Below are 13,602 nucleotides of genomic sequence, written 5' to 3' on the forward strand. Positions count from 1 at the left end.
GCGTGACGCACTTCCGTGCTCGACCCATCTCTTCGGCGGTCAGGGCCCTGCTCGCCGCAGTCATGACCACCGCCTTCTGCCTGGCGCTGGCGGTCTCGACCACCGCCACCGCGTCCGCCTCGGCGGCGGACCTCTTCAACAGCGCGCAGGGCAGATTCGCCGCGGGGGACACCCGCGGTGCCCTCGCGGACATCGGCGGCGCCGTCGCCGGAGAGCCCGGCGACACGAACGCGCTGGCGTTGCAGGCCATCTACGCCGACGCCGCGGGCGATCTGATCACCCGTGAGGCCGCGCTCGCCCGGCTGGGCGCGGCGGACGGCGGTATGCGCGCCGGCGTCGACGGGATGCTGAACGCGATCAGAATCGCCTCGTTCACGCCCCCGAACCCGCTTCCGGCAATCCAGGGTCCGTCCACCGCGATCATCGTCCTCGGGTTCGGTCTGCTGCCCGACGGCACGATGCGGCCGGAATTGGTCAACCGCCTGCAGGCCGCGATGGTCCAATCGTGGGTCTCGCCGATATCGCCGATCATCGTCACCGGCGGCAACCCGCAGAACGGCGTCACGGAGGCGGCCGCCATGCAGGGTTGGTTGCAGGCGCACGGTGTGCCTGCACAGCGCATCCACCCCGAGCATCGTGCCGGATCGACGGTGGGCAACGCGCTCAACTCGGTTCCGCTCGCCCGCTCGCTCGGTGCGGGCGGCGCGATCCTCGTGACGTCGGCCAATCACATCCGCAGGGCAACGGTCGATTTCAACGTCGCCGGACTGCCGGTGGTCGGGGCGATGAGCGCGATTACCAGCGCGGGTCAGTTGATCGCCGAATTCATGCCGCTGACCAAGGACCAGCAACTGGGCATGTACCGCGACGCGATCAGGGTGTTCGGCATCCCCGCCAGCTATTGACTGTGACTAGGCGTCGCCGTCGGGCGGCGGGGGAGACGGTCATGGAGAGACGCTAGGGTGGCACTGTGACGGGTTCGTGTCACGAGTGTTTCCGGGGTGAGAACGGCGGGGTGAGGACGGCGGCCACTGCGGGCGTGGGCGGTGGCGGGGTGCAGTTCGTGGCAGTATTGCGACGCACCGACCGCAGGAGGACACATGCGCTTGTCGCCCCACGAGCAGGAGCGTCTGCTCCTGAGCTATGCCGCGGAACTCGCGCGTAGGCGCCGGCAACGCGGACTCGTGCTGAACCACCCGGAGGCCGTGGCCCTCATCACGGATCACATCCTCGAAGGGGCCCGCGACGGCCGGTCGGTGGCGGAGTTGATGGTGTCCGGCCGGGAGGTGCTCACCCGCGCCGACGTGATGGAGGGTGTCCCGGAGATGCTGCACGACGTGCAGGTGGAGGCCACGTTTCCGGACGGCACGAAGCTCGTCACCGTCCATGATCCGATCGCGTAGGGGTGACCGTGATTCCAGGTGAAATCTTCTGCGCCGAGGGCGTGATCGAGCTCAACGAGGGTTCTCCTCGCACCGAACTCGCGGTGGTCAACACCGGTGACCGGCCGGTGCAGGTCGGCAGCCACGTTCATTTTCCGCAGGCCAACCACGCGCTGCAGTTCGACCGTTCCGCCGCCCACGGGCTGCGGCTGGACATTCCCGCGGGCACCGCGGTGCGTTTCGAACCTGGTATCGCGCAGACGGTTTCACTCGTGCCGCTGCGCGGGACCCGGGAAGTGCACGGGCTGAGCCTCACTCCTCCCGGAAAGCTGGACGCGTCATGACCGATCTCAGCCGCGCACGGTACGCGGAGCTGTTCGGTCCCACGTCCGGCGACCGCATCCGGCTCGCCGACACCGACCTTCTGATCGAGATCACCGAGGACCGCAGCGGCGGACCGGGACTGGCCGGCGACGAAGCGGTGTTCGGTGGCGGAAAAGTGTTGCGCGAGTCCATGGGTCAGGGTCGCGCCACCCGCGCCGAGGGCGCGCCCGACACGGTGATCACCGGCGTGGTGGTCGTCGACCACTGGGGAATCATCAAGGCGGACGTCGGTATTCGGGGCGGGCGCATCGTGGCGCTCGGCAAGGCGGGCAACCCCGACACGATGTCGGGCGTGCACCCCGATCTCGTGGTGGGCCCGTCGACCGAGATCATCGCCGGGAACGGCAAGATCCTCACCGCAGGCGGTATCGACTGCCACGTGCACTTCATCTGCCCGCAGATCATGGACGAGGCGCTGGGCGGCGGCATCACGACGATGATCGGCGGCGGCACGGGCCCCGCCGAGGGCAGCAAGGCCACCACCGTCACCCCCGGTTCCTGGCACACCGCCCGGATGTTGGAGGCGCTGGACGGCTGGCCGATGAACATCGCCCTGCTCGGCAAGGGCAACACGGTCAACTCCGAGTCGATGTGGGAGCAGTTGCGCGGCGGGGTCTCCGGGTTCAAGCTGCACGAGGACTGGGGTTCGACTCCGGCGGCGATCGACGCGTGCCTCACCGTCGCGGACGCCGCGGGGGTGCAGGTCGCGCTGCACTCGGACACGTTGAACGAGGCCGGTTTCGTCGAGGACACGATCGCGGCGATCGCCGGGCGGGCGATCCACGCCTACCACACGGAGGGGGCCGGCGGCGGCCACGCGCCGGACATCATCACGGTGGCCGCGCACCCGAACGTCCTGCCCAGTTCGACCAACCCGACCCGGCCGCACACGGTGAACACGCTCGACGAGCACCTCGACATGCTCATGGTGTGCCACCACCTGAGCCCGGCGATCCCGGAGGACCTGGCGTTCGCGGAGAGCCGCATCCGGCCGTCCACCATCGCCGCGGAGGACCTGCTGCACGACCTCGGCGCCATCTCCATGATCGGCAGCGACTCGCAGGCGATGGGACGGATCGGCGAGGTGGTGTTGCGCACCTGGCAGACCGCGCACGTGATGAAACGCCGGCGCGGTTTCCTGCCCGGCGACAGCGGCGCCGACAACCAGCGCGTCCAGCGCTACGTCGCGAAATACACGATCTGCCCCGCCGTCGCGCACGGGCTGGAGGACGAGATCGGGTCGGTCGAGGTGGGCAAACTCGCCGACCTGGTGCTGTGGGATCCGGCGTTCTTCGGGGTCCGGCCGCACGCGGTGATCAAGGGCGGGATGATCGCGTGGGCCGCGATGGGAGATGCCAACGCGTCCATACCGACTCCGCAACCGGTGCTGCCCCGTCCGATGTTCGGGGCGGCCCCCAAGGCCGCGGCCGCCACGTCGCTGCACTTCGTCGCGCCGCACGCCCTCGAGGACGGTCTGGCGGATCGGCTGGACCTGAACCGGCGACTGGTGCCGGTCGCGAACGTGCGGTCGCGCGGCAAGGCCGACATGCCGCGCAACGACGCGCAGCCGCGGATCGAGGTGGACCCCGACACGTTCACCGTCCGCATCGACGGCGAGGTGTGGGAAGAACAGCCGGCGGCGGAACTGCCGATGGCCCAGCGATACTTTCTGTTCTGATGCGCCTCGCTCACCTGATGTCGCTCGCCGACTCGCGGCTGCCCACGGGCGGCCACGTGCATTCGGGCGGCATCGAGGAGGCCGTCGCCGGTGGTGTGGTCCGCGACGTCGCGACGACGGAAGCGTTCCTGCGGCGACGGATCCGGACCGCCGGGCTCGTCGGGGGATCGGTCACCGCGGCGGTGTGCGCAGGCGGGCTCACCGCCGAACGCGCCGACGCCGAGATGGACGCGCGCACCCCGTCCCCGGCGGCGCGGTCGTCGTCGCGGGCGCAGGGTCGAGGCCTGCTGCGGCTGGCCCGCACCACGTGGCCCGGAAACGACTGGTCGCCGCTCGGACCGCGCCCGCACCTGCCGGTGGTGTCGGGGGTGGTCGGGGCCGTCACCGGGGTCGGACCGCGGGAGGCGGCGCTGGTCTTCGTGTACACCACCATGACCGGGTCCGCGATCGCCGCGCAGCGTCTGCTCGCTCTCGATCCCGCACAGGTCGCCGCGTGCACGTTCGCGCTGGCCGACCTGTGCGACGACATCGCGGACCGGTGCGTGACCGGGCTGGCGAGTGTGTCCGACCCGTTCCTGGACGTCGTCGCCGAACGGCACGTTCTGCGGGACCGCCCTCTGTTCGTGTCGTGACACCGCTGTACCCAGTGAGGAGAAATCAACCATGCCACCACATTTCATCGACGGTGAACCGCACGACCACCACCACGACCGACCCCGGCGAGTCCGGGTGGCGGGGGAACCGGTCCGCATCGGGATCGGGGGTCCGGTCGGGTCGGGCAAGACCGCGCTCGTCGCCGCGCTCTGCGGGCAACTGCGCGAGGAGTTGTCGCTGGCCGTGCTGACCAACGACATCTACACCACCGAGGACGCGGACTTCCTGCGTCGCCACGCCGTGCTGCCGGACGAACGCATCGCCGCCGTGCAGACCGGTGGCTGCCCCCACACGGCGATCCGCGACGACATCACCGCCAACCTCGACGCCATCGACGACCTGATCGCGGCCAACCCGCAGCTGGACCTGATCCTGGTGGAGTCGGGCGGCGACAACCTCACCGCGACATTCTCGTCGGGCCTGATCGACGTGCAGATCTTCGTCGTCGACGTCGCCGGCGGTGACAAGGTTCCCCGCAAGGGCGGACCCGGTGTGACGTTCTCGGATCTGCTCGTGATCAACAAGACCGACCTCGCCCCGATGGTCGGAGCCGATCTCGGGGTGATGCGCCGCGACGCCGAGCAGGTACGCGAGGGACGGCCCACCGTGCTGATCTCGCTGACGGAGGACCCGTCGTCCGGACCGGCGCTGGCATGGGTGCGGGAGCAGGTGCGCACGCTCGCCGCCGTGCATCCGTAGTGCGCACCGAACTGACGATCGTCGCGTCCCCCGACCGCAGTCCGCGGATCTCCGCGGCCGGGGGACTGGCGGCCCGGATCACCGGTCGCGACACGGTCCACGTGATCGGCACCGCCGCGACCCCGCTCGGCGGCGACCACTGGGACATCACCGTCCGGGTGCTGCCGGGTGCCCGGCTGACGCTGCGCAGCGTCGCGGCGTCCCTGGCGCTGCCCGGCCGCGGTCGGGTGCTGTCCACGGCGCGGTGGTCGGTGGAGGTCGGGGACGACGGGGTGCTCGACTGCGCACTGGAACCCACCGTGATCGCGGGCGGCGCGGAGCATCGCGTCGAGACGACGGTCACCCTCGCCGAGTCGGCGACGGTGCTGCTGCGTGAACGGGTGCAGATCGGGCGGGCGGGGGAGAGTGCGGGACGCTGGGTCGGCGTCACCGACGCCGATCTCGGCGACCTGCCGCTGCTCCGGCACCAGCTGGAACTCGGCGTCGGCACCGTCTCGCACGATGTGCTGGACGGTCCGGCGGCCGTCACCAGTGAACTGCGGTACCCGGACGACCGGCCGGCTGAAGTCACGGGTGACATCCGGTCGGCGCGGACGCGTCTGCCCCTCGCCCGCGGCGGCAGCCTCACCACCCGGCTCGGCCCGCACCTGTGACGCACGTGAGCGGCAAAGTGCGTGATGGTGCGCATTTCCGCACCCGTACCGGGAGCGCCTAAGCTCTACCCTTGTGCTTTCCGTCGTTCCTCGCCCCGTCGTCGTCCGGGCCCCGTCCAAGGTCAATCTGCATCTGGCCGTCGGGGACCTGCGTGACGACGGCTATCACGAGCTGAAGACGGTGTTCCAGGCGCTCTCGCTCGGTGACACGGTGTCCGTGGTCCCGGCGGAGACGCTGTCGGTGACGGTCCGCGGGGAGGACGCCCGCGTCGTGCCCACCGACAGCGGCAACCTCGTGTGGCAGGCCGCGGAGATGCTCGCGGCCGAGTCGGGGCGGCGTCCGGACGTCGAGATCGCCATCGACAAGGGCATCCCGGTGGCAGGCGGGATGGCCGGCGGCAGCGCCGACGCCGCGGCGACGCTGGTCGGTCTGAACGCGCTGTGGCAGCTCGACCTGTCGCGCGAGGAACTCGACGGGTTCGCCGCGAAACTCGGCAGCGACGTGCCGTTCTCCCTCCACGGCGGCACCGCCGTGGGGACGGGACGCGGCGAGCGACTGCTGCCGGTGCTCTCCCGCAGCACGTTCCACTGGGTGCTCGCGCTCGCGAAGGGCGGCTTGAGCACCCCGACCGTGTTCCGGGAACTGGACCGGCTGCGTGCCGACGGGAATCCGCCGCGACTCGGCGGACCCGAAGATCTGATGCACGCCCTCACGACGGGCGACGCTGCCACGTTGGCTCCCTTGCTGGGCAACGATCTGCAGTCGGCCGCGCTGTCGCTGAATCCGGGACTGCGGCGGACGCTGCGAGCCGGGGTCGCGGCGGGCGCCCTGGCCGGGATCGTCTCCGGGTCCGGCCCGACCTGTGCCTTTCTATGTGCTGAAGCGGATGCCGCGGTCCGTGTCAGCGCAGAACTCGCAGGTGCGGGGGTGTGTCGCACGGTGCGAGTCGCCAGCGGACCCGTACCGGGCGCCCGAATAATCAACGACGCGGCGGAGGGATCGCACTGATGGCGAATCTGATCAATCTCGAGCAGGTATCGAAGTCCTTCGGCATCAAGCCGCTGCTCGATTCGGTATCCCTCGGAGTGCAGGAAGGCGAACGCATCGGCGTCGTCGGCCTCAACGGCGGTGGCAAAACCACCATGCTCGAGGTGCTCGCCGGGGTGGAGTCTCCCGATTCTGGACGTGTCAGCCGGGTCGGCGGCCTGCGCATGGCGGTCGTGACCCAGCGCGGCGTCCTGCCGCCCGGCTCGAGCGTCGGCGACGTGGTGCTCGGACCGCTCGGGGTCGCCGACCACGAGTGGGCGGGCGACGCCCGCATCCGGTCGATCCTGGCCGGGATCGGCATCGACAACCTCGGTCTCGAAGTGTCGGTCGACGGACTGTCCGGTGGCGAGAGGCGGCGCGTCGCGCTGGCGGCCGCGCTCGTCCAGGACCTCGATCTGCTGGTGCTCGACGAGCCGACCAACCACCTCGACGTCGAGGGCGTGCAGTGGCTGGCGGAGCACCTCGTCGGCCGTCGCAGCGCGCTGGTGGTCGTGACCCACGACCGGTGGTTCCTCGACACGGTGGCCAACCGCACGTGGGAAGTGGTGGGCGGCAGGGTCGAAAGCTACGAGGGCGGCTACAACGACTGGATCTTCGCCCGGGCGGAGCGTTCCCGGCAGGCCGACGCCGCCGAGGAACGCCGCCGCAACCTCGCCCGCAAGGAACTGGCGTGGCTGCGGCGCGGCGCGCCCGCCCGCACGTCCAAGCCCAAGTACCGGATCGAGGCCGCCGAGGCGTTGATCGCGGATGTCCCGCCGCCCCGCGACAACGTGGCGCTGGCGTCGTTCGCGCAGCGCAGGCTCGGCAGGGTCGTCATCGAACTCGAGGACGCGCGCCTGGAGACGCCGGACGGCCGGGTACTCGTCGGCGACCTCACGTGGCGGCTGGCTCCGGGTGAGCGTGTCGGTCTGGTCGGCGTCAACGGCTCCGGCAAGACGACGCTCCTGCGCACGCTCGCCGGGGAGATCGCGCCGGCGTCGGGCAAACGCATCCAGGGCCAGACGGTGCACATCGGCTGGCTCCGTCAGGAACTCGACGACCTGCCGACGAACATGCGGGTGCTCGAGGCCGTCAAGGACGTCGCCGAGCGGATCACGCTGGGCGACAAGGAGGTGTCGGCCGGGCAGCTCGCCGAACGGCTGGGATTCACCCCCGCCCGGCAACGGACCCCGGTCGGCGACCTGTCCGGTGGCGAGCGTCGAAGGCTGCAGCTGACGCGGGTGCTGATGTCGGAGCCCAACGTCCTGCTGCTCGACGAGCCGACCAACGACCTCGACATCGACACCCTGCAGCAACTCGAGGACATCCTCGACGGCTGGGCGGGCACGATGGTCGTCATCAGTCACGACCGGTACCTGATCGAACGCATCTGTGACTCCACCTGGGCGTTGTTCGGCGACGGCAAGCTGACGAACCTGCCCGGCGGCATCGAGGACTATCTGCGCCGACGGGCGAAGATGGTCGACACCGGCGCACCGTCGGTGGCGTCGACGGCGACCGGTGCGTCCGCGCCCAAGCAGGTGCGGGACGGGGCCGCCGAACGCGCCGCGCGCAAGGAACTGTCGCGTCTCGAGCGCGCCGTCGCGAAGCTGGACGACCGGGAACGGACGCTGCACGAGAAGCTGGCGGAGGCCGCCACCGATCCGGACAAGCTGCAGAAGCTCGACGCCGAGCTCAAGCAGGTCGTCGCGGAGAAGGAAGCCACCGAGGAACAGTGGATGGAACTGGTCGCCGAGCTGGACTAGCTCCGCCCGGTCACCACTCGATCCGGTAGTCGTACATCCAGCGCAGGCTGTCGCGGCGGCCGATCATCCGCATGACGGTCGGCAGGGTGAGGTCGCGGACGACGCGCCCGACCGGTCCGGGTGCCTTGCCGCTGCCGTTTCGCTTGCCCTGGGCGACGATTCGCTCGACCCTGGCGCGTCGTGCGGTCTCGTACGCGGCCAGGGCGACGGCGGTGTCCCGGTGCTCGCGCAGGCATCGTGCGAGCACGACGGCGTCCTCGATCGCCATGGAGGCGCCCTGCCCGGACGACGGTGACGTGGCGTGCGCCGCGTCCCCGATGATCACCATCCGCTCGTTGCGCCACGTCGGCACGGTCGGAAGGTCGTAGGTGCTCCAGCTGCCGATGATGTGCTCGGTGGCGTCGATGATCTGCAGCGCGGGCCCGGCGTCGCGCGAGAACAACTCGGTCAGTTCGGCGCGCTGCTGCTCCGGCGTGATCGAGGCGAGTTCCGCGGCCGTCGGTTCCGTACGTCGCCCGGGGTTGGCGAACCACCAGACGTCGCCGTTCGGATGGATCAGATAGCCGAAGAAGCACCGGGTGCCGAAGACGAAGTGGGCCGCGCCGGGTTCACCGTCCAGGGCGAGGCCGGTCGCGAATCCTCCGGTGTTGAGGAGGCCGAGATATCGGGGTGCGGGCGCCTGCGGGTCGAGGAGGGACCGGGTGCGCGACCACAGCCCGTCGGCGCCCACCAGCAGATCGCCGTCCGCGGACGTGCCGTCCGCGAAATCGGCGTGCACCCGATCGTCGCCCTGGCGGGCGTCCCGGAGTTGTTTGCCGTACTCGATGCGGATGCCGCGCCGGAGTGCTTCGTCGCGCAGGGTGCGGTAGAGGTCGGTGCGGCGCAGCGTCCGGGACGGCGTGCCGAAGGAGGTGAGTCCACCGTTGTCGAATTCGGCCAGGCGTTTCCCGGTTCCGCTGACGATTCGCATCCTGCGGGTGCCCATCCCGAGCCCGGTGACCCGGCGATCGAGGTCCAGCAGGTGCAGTGCCTCCAGGCCGTTGGTGGCCAGGGTCAGGAACGCGCCGACACCGTCGGCGCCGTGACCGTGCGCTTCGTACACCACGGGATCGAGTCCGGCCTTCTGCATGGCCATCGCCGTGACCGGGCCGGCGATGCCTCCTCCGATGATCACAACCTGCTTAGTCATAAATAGACTATACATAAAATGACTAACAGTGTTCGACCGATATGCTCGGCAAATGTCCTCACCGCGTAGATCCGTGCTGGCGATGGCCGTGTTGTCGATGCTGTCGGAAGAGCCGATGCACGCCTACCGCATGCAGCAACTGATCAAGGAGCGACACAAGGACGAGGTCGTCAACGTCGCTCAGCGCAACAGCGTGTACCAGACGATCGAACGCCTGCTGCGCGACGGATTGATCGAGGTCGCGGCGACGGAACGGGCCGAGAATCGACCCGAGCGCACGACGTACCGGCTCACCGCACCGGGCGCGACGACGCTGACGCGCTGGCTGCGCGAGATGGTCGCGGAACCGGCGCGCGAATTCCCGGAATTCCCTGCCGCGCTGGCGTTCCTACCGAGTCTCGACTCCGGCGACGCGCTCGACGCCCTGCGTACGCGGATCGCCTCGCTCGAACGGCAACTGGCCGGGCTCGATGCCGGCCTCGCCGAGTCCGGAACGGTTCTCCCGCGACTGTTCCTCGTCGAGGACGAGTACCGCCGGGCGGTGGTGGCCGCCGAACTCGACTACGTCCGGTCGCTGGCCGACGACGTCGCGGGCGGCGACCTGCGCTGGTAGCGCGTCACGCCAGCGCGGGCCGAGCTATCTGGGGATTCGGGGTCACGGCAATCGTGTCCGACGTTCGGTGCGGTCGGCTCGCCCGTGCGACCCGGGGCGGCAACGTTCACTGAAACTACTGTGCAGCAATGGGATTCGACCGTCACGGCTCCGGACATGCCCCGGAGGGTTGCACCACTATAAGGTGAGGCTTGCCTAAGGTAGTGTGGAGTGTGTGCTGGAGCGCAGGCCATGCAGTCATTTCGTAACCTTTTCGTGTCCCGGATCACGGCCTGAATATGCATGATCCGGGCAAAACGGGGGAATCCAACGCGAACCTGCAGATTCTCGGACTAATCTGCAGTCCAGGGTTTGCATGTCGCTGCACAGGAGGCGGGGGTCATGGATCTCGAAGCGATCAAACAGATCGAGCAGCTCAAGCACCGTTACTCACGTGCACTCGACACGAAGTCGTGGGTGGAGTTCGCCGACACGATGGTCCCGGACGTCACCGCGACGTACAGCGAATACCTCACGTTCGACTCCCGTGACTCGTTCGTGTCCTTCCTCGAGAACACCCTCGGGACACACGTCATCACCGAGCATCAGTGCGGCCAACCCGAAATCACCGTCACCGGTGACACCGCGGTCGGCGTGTGGTTTCTCGCAGACACCACGCTGATTCCCGAGGACGGCATGCTGCTGCGCGGGTCCGCCTACTACCACGACCGTTACCTTCGGTGCGCCGACGGCAACTGGCGGATCACGCACACCGGGTACGAACGCACCTGGGAATCGGTTGCGGCGCTGTCCGATTTCCCGAGTTTCCGGCTCACTTCCAACAAGTGGGCGATGTTGCAACCTCCGGCGTCCGCCTGAGGGGGCACACTGGGACGCGGGTGCATCACGGACACTGGGAGGTGACGACGTTGCCGGAAGTCCCCGTTCCCGGCGCGCTGCCGTACCTGACGGTGCGGCGCGGTGTCGAGGCGATCGAGTGGTATTCCAAGGTGTTCGGCGCCCGGGTGGTGGGTGAGCCGATCGTCATGGACGACGGCCGGGTCGGTCATGCGGAACTGCGTTTGCCGACCGGCATGATCTATCTCGCCGAGGAATTCCCCGAGATGGGTCTGACCGCGCCGGAGTCCGGGTCGACGTCCGTGAGCCTGATGTTGTCCGTCGACGACCCCGACGCCGTGCTGGTGGGTGCCCGCGACGCCGGCGGCACCGTGGAACGCTGGATCTCGGAGGGGCACGGACACCGCAACGCCACCCTCATCGACCCGTTCGGGCATCGCTGGATGCTGGTGGGGCCTGCCGATCCGGCCGTGTCCGACTGAACGATCCGGGCCGCGGCTAGTGTCGGCACATGCCGAACATGCCGACTGCACCCGACCGCTCGTCGTTTCCGGACACCCGCGCATGGATCCGCGCCCTGCCCGCACTCGGCGGTGCGACGCCTGCGCCCGTCGACACGCCGCCGGATTCACCGACCGCGCTGTTCCTCGACTGGATCGAGCAGGCCGCGGAAGCCGGTGTTCCGGAACCGCACGCCGCTGCGCTGTCGACCGTCGACGCCGACGGCAATCCGGACGCGCGTTTCCTGCTCCTCAAGGACGTCACGGAGCAGGGCTTCTGGTTCTCGGGCGACACCCGCTCACCGAAGGGGCGTGATCTGGCCGCGAATCCCGTTGCCGCACTGTCGTTCTACTGGCGCGAGCAGGGCAGGCAGGTGCGGGTGCGCGGCACCGTGATCGAGGGGGTGCCGGCGCTGTCCGCACGCGACTTCCGCGAACGGTCGGTCACCGCGCGGGCCGTGGCGGCCGCCAGCAGGCAGAGCGAGGTGCTGGACGATCCCGCCGAATACGAACGCGTGGTCGCGGCGGCGGTGGCCCGCATCGAGGCCGACCCCGACTTCGTGTCGGCGACCTGGCGGGCATGGTGCATCGTCCCGGACAGTGTCGAGTTCTGGCAGGCGGACGCCGGACGCAGGCACGTGCGCCGGCGGTACCGCCGGGAGTCGGACCGGTGGATCCGTGAGGTGCTGTGGCCCTGACCGCGCCCGGCGGCAGGAGTCAGCGCGCGGTCGAGGGCGAACGCAGGTCGACGACGATCGACTGGCCGTTCAGCTTCGCGTGGATCTCGGGGCGTTCGAACCCGGCCGCGACAAGGTACTCGCCGAGCAGCGCCAGCAGTTCGTCGGCGTCCACGGTCGGGTCGGCGGAGTGGCTGCTCGCCGACGCGAGGTGCTCCTCGAGCAGTTCGGTGTGTGCAAGACGGCCCGCGACTCGCACGGCTGCCACTCCCATCGCGTTGCGTCGCATGACGGTGCGTCCACGAGCTTCGGGCGGCGCCGTCGTGTCGGAGGCCGCGGCCGGTTCCTCGGTGCTGTGCGAACCCGAACTGCGCGTCGGCAGCGGGAAGGTGAACGTCTCGGCGGAGCTGGTCGTGGACTGGCCGTTGCCGTTGCTGCTGCCGGTCAGCCCGCCCGTGCCCGGTTCGGCGAAAGGGGACCCCGTCGCCGGGCTCCCCGCGGAGCCGTTGCTGCCCGATCCGTTCGTGGAAATGCCGTTCTCCATCGTTTCGCTTCCTGCTCGTGGCCAAACGGGTACCGCGCAAAGCCCGTCAGTGTGCTCGATTCGATCTGAAAGCTACCAGCAGCGTCCGGCGGGCCGCGCACCTCGACGGCTCACGACACGGCCCGTCGCCGCCCGGACTCTCGGTACCGCCGCGTCAGCGCACCCCCTCCGTCCGCAATTCCCGGGCCCATGCCGACGCGTGCCTCGTCAGCACACCGGCGATCCGCTCCAGCTCACCCGGGTACGACGCGACCTCGGCGGGCATGGACACACTGAGGGCGTCGGTGGCGGGGATCCGGTAGGGCACCACGGTGGCGATGCACACCACGCCGACCGTGCCCTGTTCCCGTTCGAGGGCCCACCCCCGGTTGCGGACCTCGCCGAGTTCGGTGACGAGGTCGTCGAGGTCGACGATGGTGTTGTCGGTGAACCGCTCGAGTTTCGCGGGAAGCAACTCCCGTACCTCACCGGTGGTGAGTTCGGCGAGAAGGGCCTGCCCGAGTGCGGTGACGTGGCACGGCAGTTTGCGGCCGACGCGGTGCATCCGCCGAACCTCGACCTTCGATCCGCGGCTGGCGAGATAGATGACGCTTTCCTCGTCGCGTCGCGCGAAGTGGACGGTGTGGCTGACTTCCGACCGGAGCGCCTCGAGCACCGCCGCCGCCCTCGACACGACCGAATCCTTGTCGAGATACGACGTGCCGGTGAGCAGCGCATGGGTGCCGATGCCGTAGCGGGAACCGGACTCGTCCGCCTCGATCCACCGCAGATCCTTGAGCGTGCGCAGGAGGGCGTGCAGACTCGAGCGCGGATACTTGCACGCTTCCTGCAGCTCGCCGAGGCTCATGCGGGTCGGCGACGCGGCGAGCGTCTCGAGGATGTGGATGGTGCGTTCGGCGGATTTGACCGGCTGGGATTCCGGGGCCGCCCCACGCGTGTCTTCTGTCACCATGAAGACACTATCTCTCATTCTGAACGCGATATCACCTACTGACCCGT

16 protein-coding genes are annotated in these 13,602 nt (G+C 69.4%); 13 read left to right on the plus strand and 3 right to left on the minus strand.

Going from position 1 to position 13,602, the window contains the following annotated elements; translation table 11 throughout:
- The first annotated feature begins 62 nt into the window (after positions 1-62).
- The 9 genes from P3H15_RS01245 (at position 63) to P3H15_RS01285 (ending at position 8,243) form a co-directional block, all read left to right on the plus strand.
- A complete protein-coding gene (locus P3H15_RS01245) occupies positions 63-905 on the plus strand; it encodes a YdcF family protein (RefSeq protein ID WP_346348739.1) in 843 nt (280 codons plus the stop codon).
- Positions 906-1,100: 195 nt separating this feature from the next.
- Positions 1,101-1,403, plus strand: a complete 303-nt coding sequence (locus P3H15_RS01250; RefSeq protein WP_005255454.1) for an urease subunit gamma — start codon at positions 1,101-1,103, stop codon at positions 1,401-1,403.
- 8 nt (positions 1,404-1,411) lie between these two features.
- Positions 1,412-1,726, plus strand: a complete 315-nt coding sequence (locus tag P3H15_RS01255) for an urease subunit beta (protein ID WP_276135582.1) — start codon at positions 1,412-1,414, stop codon at positions 1,724-1,726.
- Positions 1,723-3,444: an urease subunit alpha gene (locus P3H15_RS01260; protein WP_276135583.1), complete on the plus strand. Its 1,722-nt coding sequence runs from the start codon at positions 1,723-1,725 to the stop codon at positions 3,442-3,444. The genes P3H15_RS01255 and P3H15_RS01260 overlap by 4 nt, the downstream gene beginning before the upstream one ends.
- On the plus strand, positions 3,444-4,076 hold the full coding sequence (locus P3H15_RS01265) for an urease accessory protein UreF (protein ID WP_276135584.1): 633 nt from the start codon (positions 3,444-3,446) through the stop codon (positions 4,074-4,076). The genes P3H15_RS01260 and P3H15_RS01265 overlap by 1 nt, the downstream gene beginning before the upstream one ends.
- 31 nt (positions 4,077-4,107) lie before the next feature.
- Positions 4,108-4,797, plus strand: coding sequence for an urease accessory protein UreG (gene ureG / locus P3H15_RS01270; protein WP_276135585.1), 690 nt, complete (start codon positions 4,108-4,110; stop codon positions 4,795-4,797).
- Complete coding sequence (locus P3H15_RS01275) at positions 4,797-5,450, plus strand: urease accessory protein UreD (protein WP_276135586.1); 654 nt, start codon at positions 4,797-4,799, stop codon at positions 5,448-5,450. Before ureG ends, P3H15_RS01275 begins: the two co-directional genes overlap by 1 nt.
- Before the next feature lie 73 nt (positions 5,451-5,523).
- Positions 5,524-6,459: a 4-(cytidine 5'-diphospho)-2-C-methyl-D-erythritol kinase gene (locus P3H15_RS01280; RefSeq protein ID WP_276135587.1), complete on the plus strand. Its 936-nt coding sequence runs from the start codon at positions 5,524-5,526 to the stop codon at positions 6,457-6,459.
- Positions 6,459-8,243: an ABC-F family ATP-binding cassette domain-containing protein gene (locus P3H15_RS01285; RefSeq protein WP_276135588.1), complete on the plus strand. Its 1,785-nt coding sequence runs from the start codon at positions 6,459-6,461 to the stop codon at positions 8,241-8,243. Before P3H15_RS01280 ends, P3H15_RS01285 begins: the two co-directional genes overlap by 1 nt.
- A gap of 10 nt (positions 8,244-8,253) precedes the next feature.
- Here the strand turns inward: P3H15_RS01285 and P3H15_RS01290 are convergent, their stop codons facing one another.
- Positions 8,254-9,432, minus strand: coding sequence for an NAD(P)/FAD-dependent oxidoreductase (locus P3H15_RS01290; RefSeq protein WP_276135589.1), 1,179 nt, complete (start codon positions 9,430-9,432; stop codon positions 8,254-8,256).
- Positions 9,433-9,484: 52 nt separating this feature from the next.
- Between P3H15_RS01290 and P3H15_RS01295 the strand changes: the two genes are divergently transcribed.
- The 4 genes from P3H15_RS01295 to P3H15_RS01310 all read left to right on the plus strand — a co-directional run bounded on the left by P3H15_RS01295 (position 9,485) and on the right by P3H15_RS01310 (position 12,080).
- On the plus strand, positions 9,485-10,045 hold the full coding sequence (locus P3H15_RS01295; RefSeq protein ID WP_276135590.1) for a PadR family transcriptional regulator: 561 nt from the start codon (positions 9,485-9,487) through the stop codon (positions 10,043-10,045).
- A gap of 381 nt (positions 10,046-10,426) precedes the next feature.
- Positions 10,427-10,903, plus strand: coding sequence for a nuclear transport factor 2 family protein (locus tag P3H15_RS01300; RefSeq protein ID WP_015889488.1), 477 nt, complete (start codon positions 10,427-10,429; stop codon positions 10,901-10,903).
- 41 nt (positions 10,904-10,944) lie between these two features.
- Entirely contained in the window at positions 10,945-11,364 is a 420-nt protein-coding gene (locus tag P3H15_RS01305) for a glyoxalase/bleomycin resistance/extradiol dioxygenase family protein (protein ID WP_192581684.1), read from the plus strand.
- Between the two features lie 38 nt (positions 11,365-11,402).
- Positions 11,403-12,080, plus strand: a complete 678-nt coding sequence (locus P3H15_RS01310) for a pyridoxal 5'-phosphate synthase (RefSeq protein ID WP_276135761.1) — start codon at positions 11,403-11,405, stop codon at positions 12,078-12,080.
- A 19-nt stretch (positions 12,081-12,099) separates the two neighbouring features.
- Here P3H15_RS01310 and P3H15_RS01315 read toward each other — a convergent pair whose 3' ends face one another.
- Positions 12,100-12,603: a hypothetical protein gene (locus P3H15_RS01315; protein WP_276135591.1), complete on the minus strand. Its 504-nt coding sequence runs from the start codon at positions 12,601-12,603 to the stop codon at positions 12,100-12,102.
- 154 nt (positions 12,604-12,757) lie between these two features.
- Positions 12,758-13,555, minus strand: coding sequence for an IclR family transcriptional regulator (locus P3H15_RS01320; RefSeq protein ID WP_072941079.1), 798 nt, complete (start codon positions 13,553-13,555; stop codon positions 12,758-12,760).
- Between the last annotated feature and the right edge of the window lie 47 nt (positions 13,556-13,602).

Source organism: Rhodococcus sp. T2V, assembly GCF_029269925.1.
Classification (GTDB): Bacteria; Actinomycetota; Actinomycetes; order Mycobacteriales; family Mycobacteriaceae; genus Rhodococcus_F; species Rhodococcus_F koreensis.